This is a genomic window from Sulfuricurvum sp. (assembly GCF_023229695.1).
GTDB lineage: Bacteria > Campylobacterota > Campylobacteria > Campylobacterales > Sulfurimonadaceae > Sulfuricurvum.
Window position 1 is genome coordinate 24,758 of the sequence record NZ_JALNYS010000011.1, and the last position, 17,463, is coordinate 42,220.

The 17,463-nt window shown below is 45.6% G+C and carries 17 protein-coding genes; 12 read left to right on the forward strand and 5 right to left on the reverse strand.

The annotated features are described in order from the left end of the window. Positions 1-16: 16 nt before the first annotated feature. Positions 17-1,447, forward strand: coding sequence for a type I glutamate--ammonia ligase (glnA, locus tag M0P91_RS09115; RefSeq protein WP_295066463.1), 1,431 nt, complete (start codon positions 17-19; stop codon positions 1,445-1,447). Between the two features lie 202 nt (positions 1,448-1,649). Here the strand turns inward: glnA and pckA are convergent, their stop codons facing one another. Together pckA and M0P91_RS09125 are read right to left on the reverse strand one after the other, a co-directional pair. Next, complete coding sequence (gene pckA / locus M0P91_RS09120) at positions 1,650-3,233, reverse strand: phosphoenolpyruvate carboxykinase (ATP) (protein WP_295066464.1); 1,584 nt, start codon at positions 3,231-3,233, stop codon at positions 1,650-1,652. A gap of 718 nt (positions 3,234-3,951) precedes the next feature. Continuing rightward, the gene (locus M0P91_RS09125; protein WP_295066465.1) at positions 3,952-4,344 is read right to left on the reverse strand and encodes a hypothetical protein; all 393 of its coding nucleotides are present in this window, start codon (positions 4,342-4,344) and stop codon (positions 3,952-3,954) included. A 171-nt stretch (positions 4,345-4,515) separates the two neighbouring features. Between M0P91_RS09125 and M0P91_RS09130 the strand changes: the two genes are divergently transcribed. From M0P91_RS09130 to M0P91_RS09170, 9 genes are all read left to right on the forward strand, one after another. After that, the gene (locus tag M0P91_RS09130; RefSeq protein WP_295066466.1) at positions 4,516-4,932 is read left to right on the forward strand and encodes a type II secretion system protein; all 417 of its coding nucleotides are present in this window, start codon (positions 4,516-4,518) and stop codon (positions 4,930-4,932) included. Between the two features lie 121 nt (positions 4,933-5,053). Beyond that, a complete protein-coding gene (locus M0P91_RS09135; protein WP_295066467.1) occupies positions 5,054-5,506 on the forward strand; it encodes a type II secretion system protein in 453 nt (150 codons plus the stop codon). Continuing rightward, positions 5,493-5,960 carry a type II secretion system protein gene (locus M0P91_RS09140; protein WP_295066468.1) on the forward strand — a complete coding sequence of 156 codons (468 nt, stop codon included), beginning with the start codon at positions 5,493-5,495 and terminating at the stop codon, positions 5,958-5,960. The genes M0P91_RS09135 and M0P91_RS09140 overlap by 14 nt, the downstream gene beginning before the upstream one ends. Before the next feature lie 66 nt (positions 5,961-6,026). Next, positions 6,027-6,350: a nucleotidyltransferase domain-containing protein gene (locus tag M0P91_RS09145; RefSeq protein ID WP_295066469.1), complete on the forward strand. Its 324-nt coding sequence runs from the start codon at positions 6,027-6,029 to the stop codon at positions 6,348-6,350. Then, complete coding sequence (locus M0P91_RS09150) at positions 6,332-6,730, forward strand: HEPN domain-containing protein (protein WP_295066470.1); 399 nt, start codon at positions 6,332-6,334, stop codon at positions 6,728-6,730. The genes M0P91_RS09145 and M0P91_RS09150 overlap by 19 nt, the downstream gene beginning before the upstream one ends. Positions 6,731-6,734: 4 nt before the next feature. Next, the gene (locus M0P91_RS09155) at positions 6,735-8,621 is read left to right on the forward strand and encodes a primosomal protein N' (protein WP_295066471.1); all 1,887 of its coding nucleotides are present in this window, start codon (positions 6,735-6,737) and stop codon (positions 8,619-8,621) included. Between the two features lie 7 nt (positions 8,622-8,628). Then, the gene (gene ispG / locus M0P91_RS09160) at positions 8,629-9,714 is read left to right on the forward strand and encodes a flavodoxin-dependent (E)-4-hydroxy-3-methylbut-2-enyl-diphosphate synthase (protein ID WP_295066473.1); all 1,086 of its coding nucleotides are present in this window, start codon (positions 8,629-8,631) and stop codon (positions 9,712-9,714) included. Position 9,715: 1 nt separating this feature from the next. Beyond that, positions 9,716-11,164, forward strand: coding sequence for a replicative DNA helicase (locus tag M0P91_RS09165; RefSeq protein WP_295066475.1), 1,449 nt, complete (start codon positions 9,716-9,718; stop codon positions 11,162-11,164). An 85-nt stretch (positions 11,165-11,249) separates the two neighbouring features. Then, a complete protein-coding gene (locus M0P91_RS09170) occupies positions 11,250-12,512 on the forward strand; it encodes a ComEC/Rec2 family competence protein (RefSeq protein ID WP_295066477.1) in 1,263 nt (420 codons plus the stop codon). On the opposite strand, the gene M0P91_RS09175 is transcribed toward M0P91_RS09170, so the two are convergent. The 3 genes from M0P91_RS09175 to M0P91_RS09185 form a co-directional block, all read right to left on the reverse strand. Beyond that, positions 12,459-13,265, reverse strand: coding sequence for a YihY family inner membrane protein (locus M0P91_RS09175; protein ID WP_295066479.1), 807 nt, complete (start codon positions 13,263-13,265; stop codon positions 12,459-12,461). The genes M0P91_RS09170 and M0P91_RS09175 overlap by 54 nt on opposite strands. Before the next feature lie 3 nt (positions 13,266-13,268). After that, positions 13,269-14,648, reverse strand: coding sequence for an FAD-linked oxidase C-terminal domain-containing protein (locus M0P91_RS09180; protein ID WP_295066481.1), 1,380 nt, complete (start codon positions 14,646-14,648; stop codon positions 13,269-13,271). Positions 14,649-14,751: 103 nt separating this feature from the next. Next, the gene (locus M0P91_RS09185; protein WP_295066483.1) at positions 14,752-15,546 is read right to left on the reverse strand and encodes a plasminogen-binding N-terminal domain-containing protein; all 795 of its coding nucleotides are present in this window, start codon (positions 15,544-15,546) and stop codon (positions 14,752-14,754) included. A 118-nt stretch (positions 15,547-15,664) separates the two neighbouring features. On the opposite strand from M0P91_RS09185, the gene M0P91_RS09190 reads away from it, so the two are divergent. Then, entirely contained in the window at positions 15,665-16,858 is a 1,194-nt protein-coding gene (locus M0P91_RS09190) for a peptidoglycan DD-metalloendopeptidase family protein (RefSeq protein WP_295066485.1), read from the forward strand. 9 nt (positions 16,859-16,867) lie between these two features. Continuing rightward, entirely contained in the window at positions 16,868-17,437 is a 570-nt protein-coding gene (locus tag M0P91_RS09195; protein WP_295066486.1) for an NUDIX hydrolase, read from the forward strand. The last annotated feature ends 26 nt before the right edge of the window (positions 17,438-17,463 follow it).

A 17,463-nucleotide genomic window follows, 5' to 3' on the forward strand; every position in this document is an offset into this window, starting at 1 on the left:
TTTTCAGGAGATAAGCATGGGTAAATTCGTAAATAGTGTTGACGAGTTTTTTGATTTTTGTAAAGAGAACGATGTACAGTTCGTAGATTTCCGTTTCACTGACATGAAAGGAACTTGGCACCATGTAAGCTACCGTTACAGTGCAGTCAATGCCGGTATGTTTGAAAACGGTCTTCCGTTTGACGGTTCTTCGATCGATGCGTGGCAGCCTATTAACCGCTCGGATATGCTTCTTAAGCCGGATGCCCCTTCCGCATTCATGGATCCGTTCACTGCCGATCCGACTATTATCGTATTTTGTGACGTATTTGACATCTATAAAGGTCAAATGTACGAAAAATGCCCGCGTTCCATTGCGAAAAAAGCGCTTGAGCATCTTAATAATGCCGGTATCGGCGATGTTGCCTATTTCGGTCCTGAAAATGAATTCTTTGTTTTTGATGACGTCAAAATCCGTGATGAAGTCAACTGTTCGTATTATGAAGTAGATACCGAAGAGGGCGCATGGAATGATGCCAAATCATTCGCGGACGGATTCAATTCAGGTCATCGCCCACGTACAAAAGGGGGCTACTTCCCGGTTGCTCCGATCGATACGATGGTCGATCTTCGTGCAGAGATGATGTTGGTGCTGGAGCAAGTAGGGCTTGAGGTTGTTCTGGGACACCACGAAGTTGCACAAGGGCAAGGGGAGATCGGTGTTGTATTCGGTACCCTCGTCGAAGCGGCCGACAACGTACAAAAACTTAAATACGTTATCAAAATGGTTGCCCACTTGAACGGAAAAACCGTCACCTTTATGCCGAAACCGCTCTACGGAGACAACGGTAACGGAATGCACGTTCATCAATCGATTTGGAAAGACGGTAAAAACCTTTTCTACAAAGAGGGGGGATACAGCAACCTTTCTGAAACGGCACTTCATTACGTTGGCGGTATCTTTGCCCATGCGCGTGCGATCGCGGCGTTTACTAACCCGTCAACCAACTCGTACAAACGTTTGATCCCTGGATTTGAAGCTCCGTCTATTTTGACCTACTCAAGCCAAAACCGTTCCGCGTCATGCCGTGTACCGTACGGTGCGGGTGAAAAAGCGACCCGTATCGAAATGCGTTTCCCGGATTCTACCTCATGCCCTTACCTTGCGTTTACGGCTATGTTGTTGGCCGGACTTGACGGTATTAAAAACAAAACGGTTCCAATCGGGCCGATGGATGAAGATTTATTCGAACTTACTCTTGCGGAGATTCGTGAAAAAGGGATTCCTCAAATGCCGCATACCCTTCGCGGTGCATTAGAATCATTGATTCGTGATAACGAATTCTTGAAGCCGGTTATGAGCGATTTGTTTATCGATACCTATCAGCACTACAAATTTGAAACACAAGTATGGCCGGACGAAGCGCGTCCTACGGCGTTCGAATTTAAAACTACCTACTCTTGCTAATATCACGGTACAAGCAGCTTTGCTTGTACCCCTAGCTTCGCTTTTACTTTTTCCCCGCTCGTATCTTTGGTTATTTTTAAAAAGCAATCCGCTTCACTGAGTATTTGAAATCGTATAGAGGGTTATTGTATATCGCGGGAATGGTTTCTCCCGTATCCGGAAGATACGGGCGCTTTTCTGGAGAATTGAAGAGATGCTTGGTTTACGGGAGTTGCGGGCCCGCAGCGGAGTAATCAAAATCACTCTCGCCGTCGGTGTATTTTTTAAAGTTTTTGATAAAGAGAGCTGCTAGATTATCGCGCTGTACGAGATACGCATCACGATCTGCCCATGCATTTCGAGGATTGAGGATAATCGGATCGATAGAACCGAGGGTTTTAGGGATATGAAATCCAAATGTGTTGGTGGTATCAAATTCACTTTCGTTGATTGAACCGTCAAGAATCGCATTGATACATGCACGGGTGTCTTTGATACTCATACGTTTTCCGACACCGTATCCTCCGCCTGTCCAGCCGGTGTTGACGAGGTAGACGTTTACCCCATGCTGATCAATTTTTTCGCCCAATAGTTTTGCATAAACGGTCGGATGGAGAGGTAAGAACGCTTCACCGAAACATGAGCTGAAGGTTGCTACCGGTTCAGTGATACCCCGTTCCGTTCCGGCAACTTTGGCGGTATATCCGCTGAGGAAGTAGTACATCGCTTGCTCTTTGGTGAGACGGCTCACCGGAGGGAGTACGCCGAACGCATCGGCGGAGAGGAAGATGATATTTTTGGGATGCGCTGCCATGAGAGAGGGCTGATGGTTGTCGATATGTTCGATCGGGTAAGAGACGCGGGTATTCTCCGTTTTAGAGCCGTCGGTATAATCGACGATACCGTCTTCATTGAAAACGACATTTTCGAGTAAGGCGTTGGCGCGGATAGCATTGTGAATTTCAGGTTCGCTGGACGGGTCGAGATTGATCACTTTTGCATAGCATCCGCCCTCGAAGTTAAAGACCCCTTCATCGTCCCACCCGTGTTCGTCATCACCGATCAACGCACGGTTCGGATCAGTGGAGAGGGTTGTTTTACCGGTGCCGCTAAGACCGAAAAAGAGACAGGTGTCACCCTTTGCTCCTACATTGGCAGAACAATGCATGGAGAGCTTCCCTTCGAGAGGAAGCCAGTAATTCATCATCGAGAAGATCCCTTTTTTCATCTCTCCGCCGTACCAGGTACCGCCGATGATGCAGAGATTCTCTTCTACATTGAAGAGGACGAATACTTCGGAATTGAGCCCGTGGTTTTTCCATTGATCATTGACCGCTTTGCAGGCATTAAGGACGGTAAATTGCGGTTTGAAGTCAGCAAGCTCTTCTTTGCTTGGGCGGATGAACATATTTTTGACAAAATGAGATTGCCAAGCAATTTCAGAGATAAAACGGACGGAACGTTTGCTTGAAGCACTGGAGCCGCAGAAAACATCGGTGATATAGAGATCTTTATCGGAAAGTTGTTTTTGTGCTACTTCCAGAAGTTCATCAAAGACGGCTTTGTCAATTTTTTTATTGACATCACCCCATGCAATATAGTGATTTGAAGGATCTTGGTTGACAAAATATTTATCTTTGGGACTGCGCCCGGTAAAGATTCCCGTATCGACCATCGTCGCACCATTACTGGCAAGACGGCATTCGCCGTTACGCAATTCGTGTTCAATAAGCTCACTATAATCTAGATTATGGAAAAGCTTTCCGCTGTTTTTTATGCCTAACGTCGCAATCTCTGTGGGAATCATGATATTTTTTTGCCTTTTTGGTTCACACCTATACTGTATAGGGATGAAATATTGAAGCTCGTATGCATAGAGCAACTTTCTGGAACGAATTATACGCCTTTAAATTATAAACGAGAATTAAACTACGAAGTTTGTTATACAAACCTTTGAGAAGAAGAAGGTAGTCGCGGTGCAACTTGGCTTATTTTTTTCACTCTAGATCTCATATTCAAGGAGAAAATCGATTTTTTAAAAAAAGACTGAATTCATTGCTATTTGGCACTAATTGGCATAAATTTGTAGTATTATAAAAAACAATTAAAAAGTATATTTTTGGCATATATTGGCATATGAGAGAAAAATTGTATCGTTAAAAAAACTAGGGATACTCGAAGAGCTTGGTCTGCTTGATTTGGCAGGAGGTCCTTTGGCTAGAGCCAAAAAATAGAAAAGTTTGATTCTATAATTTCGGTCATAACGGATTAAAATTGAGAAGCTTTCTACCTCGAAGAGGCAAACGTTTCATTGATTACAAGTACGGCAATTTTCATAGTGTACGGCTTTTTGTGTGGTTAAATTATGCTAAATCTTACAAAGTAGTGAAGTATTCACTGATATTACCCCCAAAACAAGCGAAGCGCTGCCGAAGGGATGTTTCCTGAAACGCTTCCCGTATCTTTCGGATACGGGAGATTAACTCCCTTTGAAGTACCCCTTAAGGCAAGGTACGTAAGGTCGGTCACTTAAAATGGATGGCCAATTCGGTTAATATTTTAGGGGCAAGTGCTTCGGAACCATTGTATTTTTGGAGCTTAACTCCTAAATTGTTCATGCTTTTGGCGGTATTTTTACAGGCCATTTTAACAACAAGATAATCACAGTCCTCAATCGCCTGAGCCATCGTATCGTGCGCTTTGAGATGTTCGAGATCGTTTTCATCATGGTCGCAGGTATGGTGTTCATCATGATCGTGTTCCTCTTCATCGGCAACTTTCGGATTGGGGCGAAGTCCCTCAAATTCAAACGAACGGAACATTCCCCCCTTTAAATTAAAAACAGCGAAATAAGGGGTATGCCCCGCATTTCCTGCCATTTTTAGTGTTTCATTGATTACAGGTACGGCAATTTTCATAGTGTACTCCCTTTTTGTGTGGTTAAATTATGCCGCATTCTCCTTAAAGAATTGAAATTAAGAAAAAGTTATTAATTTTTGATATATTTAAACGTTTTTTAAGAATAAGAAGTTCATACTGTTGACAAGGTTACAAGTGTAATCTACATTTTAAAACGTAAGGAGTAAGCCATGAAACGTTCAGGTTTTACTATGATTGAGTTGATCTTCGTGATCGTGATTTTAGGTATTTTGGCAGCGGTTGCCATTCCGAAGCTGGCAGCAACACGTGATGATGCAAAGGTTGCAGCTGAAATGACAAGTGTTGCGCAAGGAATACAAAATTTGGGTGCGGAGTATACAGCACAGGGTGCGTTTACAAATTATACCGTTGCTATGGCAACTGGTTCTACAAAATGTTTTTCTTTTACTGAAGCGGGTACTGCGAATGATGGTAATGTTACGGTTGGGGTTATTGGTACCGCTACTACTGAATGTCCTTCGGCACTTTTAACTTCAGTAACAGCTAAAGCGAAATCTAATGGGATACTGAAAGCAGATGGAACAGCAAAAGTTTACACTTTTGGCGGTTCAAGCGTTAAAAACTAAATACAAAAATTGTATTGATCTTTGCATTCCCCCTCTCATGAGTGGGAATGCTAACAGTTATTGAATTGATTTGTATGATTGCCAGACAATCCTAAAACTCAGAACAATTTAGGGTGAGATGATGAAACGGGATGCATTTACGATGATTGAACTCGTTTTTGTTATCGTCATTATAGGTATTTTGGCCGCTGTTGTTATCCCCTATTTGACCGCTACGCGGGATGATGCCAAAGCGTCCTCATTGGCTCAGAGCATTATGGGGGGGGCTGCTGAAGTTGGTGAATATGCCGTAGCCAATGAAAGTATTAAGCCTGATTTAACCCTTATGTCGAATGCTTATTATTCGTTGGTAAGTGCCGGAGATGCTCTCAATGATGTAACAAATTCAAAGCTGACCGTGAAATTTGGAGAGATTGATAATTGCATTACCGTTCAAGTGACAAGTGCAGGTGACTTTGATACATTGACGATTATCAAAGGTGCATCCGGTGATACGAAGTGTGACAGGTTACATAATTTGATTGGTGAAAAAGATTATCCGATATTATTAAGAGGGACTCATGTTAGATTATAAACGAAACGGTTTTACGATGATTGAGTTGGTGTTTGTCATCGTTGTGATTGGTATTTTGGCGGCGATTGCAATACCGAAATTTGCAGCCACTCGTGATGATGCGCAGATGGCAAAAGGGCGCAGCGATATCGCGGCGATCCGCTCGGCGATCGTGAGCGAACGACAGACTCGTCTTATGCGGGGACAGACAAATTATATTACAAAACTCGATCATATGTCTGGGGCTACAGCAACAAGTGGTCTTTTATTCGATGACAATGATACTGTTACTACAAATGGTACATTATTGCAATACGGTATCGAAGCAGCAGCAGGTAATGGTCATTGGACAAAAACATCGGCGACGACGTATGTGTATAGGGTCATAAATGTTGATAATACGTTTACCTATAATTCTACCGATGGAACATTTAAATGTACAAATGGAACGTATTGTTCCGATCTGACCAATTAATTTCGGAAAACGTGTTTTTTTACCGTGTTGCCCTTTTGGGTTCTCCTATGGAATAAAAGGAAGGATATGTTTTTTAATAATGAAGTTTTATATTCACAAATTGTAGAGCAATTACAACCTTTGAATCTTGAAAAAATCATTTTATTTGGTAGTTATGCATATGGAAAACCAAATGAGGACAGTGATTTAGACCTATGTATTATTGAAAAATCATTTAATAATATTTGGGAAGAAAAAAAGAAAATTAGAGCAATGTTGAAAAATATAAAAATGCCAAAAGACATTTTAGTGACGAATTTAAAAGATTATGAATTTTATCGAAAAGAGATCAATTCAGTTTACAATGATATAGATACAAAAGGTAGAGTTTTATGGCAACGAAGCTCTTGAAGCAACATGAAATTTTATTCATTAAAGCGAAAGAAGATTTTGTTGCTGCAAAGTATTTATTGGACGGATTTAATCATCATGGTTTGGAATTAAATTTAGAAATTATCTTTTTCCATTTTCAGCAATGTGCGGAAAAGTTAATCAAAACAGTTTTAGATATACATAACATTAAATTTCCTCATACACATGATTTAGATAATTTAATGACACTTTTAGAAGAGAATGAAATTTTTTTGTTTGATGATTTGGAAGAGTTATTACCACTGACAGATTTTGCGGTGGAAGGTAGATATTCGATTATCCACGATGATTTAAATGACAGTGATAAATATATTACATTATTAAATACATTAATGGAAATAGTAGCCGCAAAGATGTAAATACGTGCATTTTTACTCTCTAGCCCTTTTGGGCTCCCCCCTTGAACCTCTCACTTATCATTCAGAGACTCTATTGTCAATTGGACGTAAAGTGAGCGTCACTCTGAGTAATCGTGAAACAGAGGGAGTTGTCCTCTGTGAGGTAGAAAAACCTGAGTTTAAAACCAACTCTATTTTAGACGTTCTCCCGTTTGTTTATTCTGAATCTCAAATCAAGATAGCTCAGTTTATGGCAGAGTATTATGGGTGTTCACTGGGGGAAGCGCTTAATTTAGTTGTGCCGTTTGAAAGAGTGGATTCCCGCGTTCACGGGAATGACAACCCTCCCGTCATTCCCGCGAAGGCGGAAATCCAGCTAAAAGAGTATACTAACGTTACTATCACCCTCTCTTCCATCCAAATCCAAGCCCTCGATTTCATCCGTTCTCACCCCGTTTCACTTTTATTCGGCGATACGGGAGCGGGAAAAAGCGAAATCTATATGTGTCGGATGGACGAGGTACTGAGAGAGGGGAAGCGGGCCTTGCTCCTTCTCCCGGAAATTTCGTTGACTCCGCAGATGCAGGAGCGTTTTGAGCGCCATTTCGGAGACGCGGTGGTGTTGTGGCATTCGAAAATGACCCCCAAACAAAAAAAAGTGACCCTCTCCAAAATTCTGGACGGAAGTGCTCGCATCGTAGCGGGGCCAAGGTCGGCTCTTTTTCTACCGATTGATGATTTAGGGTTGATTGTGGTGGACGAGGAGCATGATGAGAGTTATAAATCCTCTTCACGCCCCCGTTACAATGCACGGGATATGGCGATATATACGGGGAGCGTACTGAAAATTCCCGTGGTGCTCGGGAGTGCAACCCCGAGTTTATCCAGTTATGCAAAGTATCCGTTTTATCGTTTGCGGGGGGGGTATTATCATGCGAAGCGAACCTTTGTATTTGAACCCTCCATTGAGGCGTTAACCCCCTCTTTGGACCGTGCCATCGAGAAGAATCATGAGGGCGGACATCAGGGGATCGTCTTTATCCCTACGCGGGCCAATTTTAAGAGCATACGATGCGAATCGTGCGGCAACAGTATCGAATGTCCGTTTTGCAGTGTCGGGATGTCGTTGCATCGTAATGTGCGCGCGCTGAAATGCCATTATTGCAATTACACCGAAATCCTTCCTCGTCTTTGCCCCAAATGTCACAGCGGCCATCTTGTTACTTCACGATTGGGGACGGCAGAGGCGGTGGAACATTTCGAAAAACAGTTTCCCGATATTCGGATCGCCCAGTTTGACCGTGATATCATCACGACCCAAAATAAACTGATCAAAGTGCTTAAAGCGTTCAATAATCGTGAGATTGATCTTTTGGTGGGGACGCAGATGCTCTCCAAGGGGCACGATTATCACGACATTACCCTTGCAATCGTGATGGGGATCGATAACCTCCTCTCTCAGGCCGATTATCGCGCGCGGGAGCGTGCGTTGTCCCTGTTGATTCAGATTGCCGGACGGAGTGGGAGAAAGAACAGCTCTACTGTCATTGTCCAAAGTTTTAACGAGTCGTTTTTTAGAAACTATCTCGACGATTATGAGACATTTTTAAAAGATGAACAGAGGCTCCGAGAGGGGCGATACCCCCCTTCGAAAAAATTGGCACGGCTCCTCTATGCCCATAAAAACGGTTTGAAGGCCAAAGGGGAAATGGAAGCGGCCGTAGCGATTTTACGGGGTTTTTGCGAGATCGAGATCATCGGATTTGGAGCGTCTCCGATCGAAAAAATCGGTTCGAAGTACCGTTTTCAGATTTTGCTACGGAGTGGGCGGAGCACCGATCTGATACGGGCTGTCCGGTCGGTGAAATCGCCTCTCTGTGAGATCGATATGGATCCAATAGAATTTACGTAAAATTAACGTGTTAAAAGCTACAATCTCCACTATGATAACACGCTACCCTACTAAAAAAATATACGTCGGAAATGTCGCTATCGGAGGAGATGCCCCGATCTCAGTGCAGTCAATGACCTATTCGCGTACCGCCGATGTTGCGGCCACGATCGAGCAGATCAATCGGCTCCATTTTGCCGGATGCGATATCGTCCGCGTCGCCGTCCCCGATGAGGAAGATGCGCATGCGCTTAAAGCGATTAAAGAGCAGATTTCTCTCCCCCTTGTGGCCGATATCCATTTTAATTACAAATTGGCATTGATCGCTGCTGAAACTGTGGACTGCATCCGATTCAATCCGGGAAATATCGGCGAAAAATCGCGCATTCGCGAAATCGTCAAAGCGTGTCAGGAACGCCGTATCCCTATCCGAATCGGCGTGAATGCCGGGAGTTTGGAAAAAGAGTTCGAACAGCGTTACGGTCAGTCGGCGGAGGGGATGGTTGCTTCGGCCGAGTACAATATCAAATTTTTAGAGGATTTGGGTTTTGCCGATATCAAAGTCTCGCTCAAAGCAAGTGACGTGCAGCGCACCGTCGAAGCGTACCGTATGCTGCGTCCCAAAAACGACTATCCGTTTCACCTTGGGGTGACCGAAGCGGGGACGATTTTCCATGCGACGATCAAAAGTGCGATCGGGCTGGGAACGCTATTGCTTGAGGGGATCGGCGATACGATGCGTGTTTCCATCACGGGAGAACTCGAAGAGGAGATCAAAGTAGGGCGTGCCATTCTCAAAGACAGCGGCGTCGCGAAAGAGGGGCCCAATATCATCTCCTGCCCGACATGCGGTCGGATAGAGGCCGATTTGGTGAGCGCCGTGGCAGTGATCGAAGAGCGGACGAAACACATCAAAAAGCCGTTGGACCTCTCTGTTATGGGATGCGTCGTCAATGCGATCGGGGAAGCCAAACATGCCGATGTCGCTATTGCTTACGGAAAAGGATCGGGACTGATAATGGTTAAAGGGGAAGTCGTTGCCCGATTGAATGAAGATCAGCTGGTTGACCGGTTCGTCGAAGAGGTCGAAAAAATGGCCAAAGAAGAGGACTGAAATGGAAGAATCTCTGTATAACTTAGCGTTTGAGCGTTCCGTTTTAAGTTCCATTATTTTCGACCCTTCACAGTTTGACGACTTTGAAGCGGTATTGAGTCCCGAAGATTTTTACCTTTCTGCCCATCAGGAAATTTATCGTTCAATGGTGGCACTCTCTCATCGTGATCTCCCGATCGATGAGGAGTTTCTCAAGAAAGAGCTGAACAGCAAACAAAAATTCGATGAACGGGTGATGGTTGAGATTCTGACCGCCAATCCGATCTCCAACACAACCGCCTATGTGCAGGAGATTAAAGACAAAGCGATCAAACGTCATCTTCTCACCCTGACGACGGAAATCAAACGGGTTACCCTCGAAGAAGATCTGTGCGGTGCGGATGTCGTCGATCTGGTCGAAAAAAAGCTCTACGAAATCACCCAAAGCTCCCAAGCGACCGATTTTAAGGATGCTACCCTTATCACGGATCAGACGATGGCCTATATCGAAGAGATGAAAGCACGCGGCGATGCGATCCTCGTCGGGGTCGATACGGGGTATGCGGAACTGAACAAGATGACGACAGGATTCGGCAAAGGGGATTTGGTCATCATTGCGGCCCGTCCGGCAATGGGGAAAACCTCCTTTGCCCTTAATATGGTCCAAAATCTCCTCGAAAAAGGGAAAGGGGTCGCTTTTTTCTCTCTGGAGATGCCGGCAGAGCAGCTGATGCTGAGATTGTTGAGCGTCCAGACGTCGATTCAGCTTCAGCGGCTGCGTGTCGGGGATATGACCCCTGAGGAGTACAAGCGGCTGAACGATTCGGTGGATAAGATGCGCCATACCAAACTGTTTGTCGACGATCACGGATCGGTCAATATCAATCAGCTCCGATCCAAACTTCGGAAGCTGAAAAGCCGCCATCCCGAGATCGAACTGGCCGTCATCGACTATCTTCAGATTATGAACGGGACGGGGGGGAAGGATCGGCATCTGGAAGTGAGTGAAATGTCACGCGGACTGAAGATGCTGGCGCGTGAGCTTGAAATTCCAATCGTTGCCCTCTCTCAGCTCAACCGGGGTCTTGAATCGCGCTCCGACAAGCGTCCGATGCTGAGCGATATTCGTGAATCGGGGTCGATCGAGCAGGATGCCGATATCATCCTTTTTGTTTACCGTAATGACGTCTATCTCTATAAAGAGGAGAAAGAGCGGGAGAAAGAGGCGATATCTGCCGGAAAAGAGTTCATCTCCAAATACGTCGAAAAAGAGGAAGAGGAGGCGGAGATCATCATCGGTAAACAGCGTAACGGTCCGACGGGTCATGTCAAGCTGATGTTTCAGAAAAAATTTACCCGATTTGTCGACAAGCCCACCTTTGGTGCGGCACAAATCGTCTATGAAAATATCGATATGAAATCGGCGACGATGAATATCGAGGATGAAATGGTCTCCATGCCGATTATTTAATTTGAACGCATAAGGAATAAAATCCCTTATGCTACACTGGCCGCTATGGCACTGCGAGGCAGATTATGCTGAAGGAGAGGCTTTTATGAGTAAGTTGGAGCGGGTGGAGCTTTTTGATCGACAAAGCGGCGCTTTTTTTCTCCTCTTCCTTCTTTTTATCGCTTCTTTTTCCCTCTCATTCGAATATTACCGATTTACCGAACTGAAACGTTTTGACGATCCGCTGATACGTGCCGAAGTGATCGATCAGGAGATTAGGCTGATCGGTGAGAAGCCTAAGACTTCGATGAAGCTCCGTCTGGAAAACGGTTCCACCTGCCGGTGTGCGATGAGCCCCTATCTTCGGGATTTGCGTGGGCGTGACGTGCTGGTTGAACTCCAAGTCGCGAAAGTGACCTTTTTGGACTATCTTAAAGGGTTTCGGACGCGCGGGGTCATTGTGGAAGTGTATCCCGATCTGAGCCTTAAAGAGAGATGGTATCGGCTCCTCGCCTTTGCTCATGAAGATCAGAGAATGAAAGAGCTTTACGGGGCCCTTTTTGTTGCGACACCGATGTCTCAGGAGTTTCAGGCTCTGGTCGGAGCGATGGGGTTGAGTCATATCCTCTCGATCAGCGGATACCATTTCGGGATACTGAGCCTGATTGCTTTTTTTATCCTTCGCCCCCCCTACCGATGGCTTCAAAACCGTTATTTCCCCTATCGCCACGGTAACCGTGATCTTTTTTTTATCGTATCGGGGATACTTTTCTTTTATCTATGGGCCCTTGAATTTATCCCTCCGATGGTAAGAGCGTTTGGGATGATTGCGGTGGGGTATTGGTTGTATGACCGGGGGATTAAGATTGTCTCCGTCCAGACGCTTTTGATTGTGGTCGGGGTATTGCTCGCTTTTTTCCCGAAACTCTTTTTTTCGCTGGGTTTTTGGTTTTCGAGTTTTGGGGTATTGTCCATCTTTATCTTCGTCCGATACTATGAACATTGGAAACCATGGCAAATTTTTTTAGCCCTTCACCTGTGGTGCTATCTTGTCCTTTTACCGATCTCCCTCTCCATTTTCGGAACGTTCGGATTTTGGCATATGGGTTCAATTTTACTCGCATTGGTGTTTAATCTCTATTATCCAAGTGTCTTATTGTTGCATTGGACTCCGTGGGGAGATCTGTATGACCCTTATCTGATTCGTATGTTTGAGAAGGGAGATATGCATCCCGTCGTGATTCCGATGTGGATCGGTATCGCCAGTATTATTCTCGCTATGATGGCGATGCGATGGAAAGGTGCATTTTGGATATTAGGGGTGTTGGGTATCATGACGCTGATAGGCGCGATTGATCAGATAGCATAATTTCATTCCGTAGATGACGATAATCCACGAGACGTAAATCCATAAAAAGAAGAAGATCAATGCCGAAAATGAACCGTACATCGTAGCGTAGGTTTTGTTGTAAAAGACATAATGGACAAAACTGTTTTTGGCCATTCCCCATACCAAAGCGACGACAAAAGAGCTGATCGCGGCGGCTTTGGTGGAGACTTTTGCATTGACGGCAATTTTATAAATCAGAAAAAAGATCCCCCACAGGAGTAGAAAAGGGAAAATGGAGAGTGCATTGAGGGCAAAACCGCTTATATTGGCCTGAAGATAGGCTTTTAGACTCATAGAGCTGATCAGGACAATCGGAGTCAGGGTAATGAGCGTCCAATAGGTGGTAATGGATTCCCAGACCCCCCGTTTGGTCGTATTGAAAATTTTTCCGACGATGTGCTCAAAATTTTGGAAAAAGAGGAGCGATGAGGCGACCATAGTGGTAAATCCGATCACCCCGAGCTGGACGGAGTTTCGGAAAAACGATTCGAGGTAGCCGGCAATCGCTTCGGTTTGGACGGGCATGATGTTATCGAAAATAAAAATTTGAATTTTGGCGTATTGCTCATTGAACACCGGAACGTTGGCAATGAGACTCAATGAGATGATAAGGAGGGGAACCACGGTGAAAATGGTATAGAAGCTGAGGCTGGAGGCATAGACCGTGATTTCACGGTCAAACATCATCATTACAAAAAGCCTCAGATGCCTCCATGCCGCTTTAACATTCATCGGTTATTCAAGTCCCATTTTGGAGGGGTTGAGAATATTATTCGGATCAAATGCCCGTTTGATGGATTGAAATAGTGCCATCTCTTCGGGGGTAAATGCCATCGACATGTACGGAGCTTTGGCCAGACCGATACCGTGTTCGCCGCTTAGTGTTCCCCCCAGATCGATTGTCGCTTGAAACACTTCGCGGATCGCTTCATAACCGATTTTGACCTGTTCGGGATCTTTTCCATCGACCATGACGTTGGTGTGGACATTGCCATCACCGGTATGGCCGAAGCAGGGGATATTGATTTTGTATTTTTCGGCGATGGCATAAAATTTTTCTAAGAGTTCAGGGAGAGCCGAACGGGGGACGGTGACGTCTTCATTGATTTTTTTGCTTCCGTAGACCGAGAGGGATTGACTGGCATTTCGGCGGGCGAACCACAAATCGGAAGCTTCTTGCTTGTTTTGAGCGATTTTAAAATCGCTGCAGCCGTTTTCACGGAACACTTTTTCGACGATGTCGAGCTGAAAATCAAGGTCTTCTTCGAGGTTTCCGTCGACGTCGGTCACGAGGATTGCTCCCGCTTCGACGGGGAGCCCTTTATGATACACCTCTTCAACGGCGCGGATCGTGAGGTTGTCAAGAAATTCCATGGCAACCGGGGTGACGCCGCTGGCCATTGTTTTGTAGACCGCCTCCATCGCTTCACCGACGGTGGAGAAAATCCCCATGGCCGTTTTGGTCATTTTGGGTTTGGAAAGGAGTTTGAGGGTCACCTCGGTCGTGACGGCTAACGTCCCTTCCGAAGCGATCAGGATTCCGGCGATGTTGTAGCCTGCGACATCTTTGATCGTCCGTTTTCCCGCTTTGATGATATCGCCGTTGGGGAGTACCGCACGGATCGCCATGACGTAGTCTTTGGTGATTCCGTATTTGGCCGCCCGCATCCCGCCGGCGTTTTCGTTGACATTTCCCCCGATTGTCGAATACTCTTGGCTTGCCGGATCGGGCGGATAGAAAAGACCCACCTCTTCGACCGCTTTTTGGAGTTCCATATTGACGACTCCCGGCTGGACGATGGCGACCATGTTTTGCATATCGATCTCAAGGATTTTGTTCATGTGCTTTTCGAAAGCCAGAACGATACCGCCGGATGCGGGGAGGGCCCCTCCGGTAAAACCGCTTCCGGCTCCGCGCGGGACAATGACGATACGGTGTTCATTGCAGTATTTGAGGATATCGCTTACATCCTGCTCATGGCGGGGAAAGAGGACCATGTCGGGTTCAAAACGTTCGCGGGTTGCGTCATACGAATAGGCAATCAGATGGGCTTTATCGCTGTAGACATTCTCTTTGCCTAACAGTGCGGTAAAAAATTCGGTAGCGGGCAGCATGATTATCTCCTTACACACCAAAGGGAGCAAAGCCCCCTCTGGTTACGTTAACACTGTGTTCTCTTCGGCAGAGTGCCCGTGCCCGCATGCGTGCTTTCATTTCTTACTCCTTAATCTTAAAATGGCGCAATAGTGCGCTTTGTTCGCTAAATTTTGATTGGTACAGTTCATATAGCTTTTGATTTTTTGAATTGTTTAAAGCGATTTGTTCCAGATAGTAGGGTTCGTATCTCGTTAGACGTGAACTTCCTTCTCCCCACCATGCGGCGCGAATTTTCGGAATATGGGTAAAAAACGGTGTCTGGGAGGTTTCCCCTTTTTGAAGGGAAGGTACCGCTTCAAGAAGGGCAAAGCTTTTGCAATCGAGAGTAAACAGGGTCTGGGCATCTTGGATATAGAGCAATCCTATCGAATTGGCGGTACAGAATGCATGAAAATCTTTGACCAAAGGGGTCGGATGCCCTTCGTACGAGAGATAGGTAGCGTAAAGGTCCGGATGAATCCACTCGATACCGGAAATGCTTTTCGCAACACTATCGTAGCTCTCTTCATTCGGGGCGATTAAAAGGGCCCGAGTGTAATCGTAAGCCAAAACCGCTTCATCGGAGGGGTGTGCACTCCATGAACCTCCGGGAAGTGCTTTTTGGTGGAGTCCGTCAAACGGATCAAGTCGGAGTAGTGTGCGGTGATCGGAGGGGTTGGTTTGTTCGACATGTGCATTGGCGATAATGCTGCTGTGGACTCCGTCAAAATGGCGAACGATAAAACCGCTCATTCCCTCACGCGCTTCGGCTGCTTCGATCGAAGCATGATTCCCCTCTACGCTCAGCAAGGGGGCTGAAATCGGTGAAGCGTACAGGACGCCGAACGAGATAAGAGAGTAAAACCAAATGCGCATCATGGTAACCTTTTGAAAAGTAAGTAAAGCTGATTATAGCCTAAGGAGTCTTTGTAAATGAAATTTTCGATATTATTTAAGACTTTTTTTACGCTCACACTGGATTATAAGGATAGCAATGGGTAGGTTTTTAAGTTTATTTTTACTCCCCATGCTCCTTTTCGGCACTTCGCTCAAGCCGTTCAAATGGAAAGACGGCGAGAGTTTTCTGACTTTTTTGGAGCGTACAAAACTCCCCCTCTCCATCTATTATAATCTTGACAAAGAGGACCAGAAGCTGACCGAAGATATCCCCTACAATGCCAATTGCCAGATACTGGTAAGTGATAAAAACACGATTCGGCAGATTTTGATTCCGGTGAATGACGAGTTACAGCTACAAATCTACATAACGCCGAAAAAACGGTATGCGATGAAAGTCGTACCGATCATCAGCGAAACGCATCATGAAGCGTTGTATCTACCGATCAAGTCACTCCCCTATAATGATATTATCCATGCTACGGGATCCAATAACATTGCCGCTACGTTTGTCAAAATGTTTAAAAATAAAGTTAATTTTAAAAGCGGTTTGAACCCGGGGGACCCTATTATTATCGTATACGATCAGAAATATCGCCTGGGTAAGCCGTTTTCCATGCCGGAAATTCATGCGGCCATGATTGATATAAAAGGGGTGCGGTATGCGATGTACCGTCATAAAGACGGTCACTTTTATGATGCCAAAGGGGCGCAATTTGAGAAATTTCTTTTTAAAATTCCGGTACGAACCCCCCGAATTACTTCCCGATTTACGAAAAGCCGATGGCACCCCGTATTGCACCGTTATCGAGCCCATGTGGGGGTTGATTTCGGTGCCCGTCCGGGGACTCCGATTCTCGCAACAGGGGATGGACGTGTCACTTTTGCAGGCTTTTCGCGGGGATACGGAAAGACGATTAAGATCAGGCACTCGAACGGGCTGACCAGTTTGTATGCCCATCAAAAATCGTTCCGGAGCGGGATTCGCTCCGGCAGTAGCGTGAAACAAGGGGACGTGATCGGCTATGTCGGTAATTCAGGTCTCTCTTCGGGGCCTCATCTGCATTTCGGAATGTATGCGGGGAGTACACCGATCGATCCGCTGAGCGTTATGAAGAAAAAAACCGAAGGATTTAGCGGAAAAGAGCGTAATGTTTTCTTGGCCATACGGAATAAAATGGATCGGATATTTACACAAAAGCTTGCGACGAAGCCGGTATCGCGAAAATACGTCGATTTTCAAAATACGTATTACGTGGACAAAGATACGTTTCAAGTGAAACCGTTTTAAGGGGTGATTATGATTGACACGATTGAGATAGTGCCGTGCGAAAACTCTGAGTTTATCAAGCCCAAACGGATCCTCTATACTCAGGAGGGGGTAACAAAGCGATGGGATATGGTGGAAGTGCATGACAGCGTAGCTATTATCCTGTATCACGAAGAGCGTCAATCGCTTGTTATCGTTCGGCAGTTTCGCCCTCCCGTCTATCTGAAAAACGGTGACGGTTTTACGTATGAACTGTGTGCGGGGATTGTGGATAAGGAGAAGTCGTTAGCCGAGATTGCCCATGAAGAGATACTCGAAGAGTGCGGTTATTGCGTTCCTCTCGAATTGATCGAGAGGGTGACGTCATTTTATACCGCAGTAGGGTTTGCCGGATCGGTACAGACCCTGTATTTCGCCCGGGTAAATGAATCGATGCGCCATCATGAAGGGGGCGGTGTCGATCTTGAATCGATTGAGGTCGTAGAGATCGGTGTAGCGGAAGCCAAAGCGTTTGTGCTGGATGAGACCAAAGCCAAAACACCCGGATTGATGTTTGGCTTTGGATGGTTTTTGGAGAATAGAGTAGAGGTTCCCTTTTGATCGGGAAATGACGAAAACACAAATGC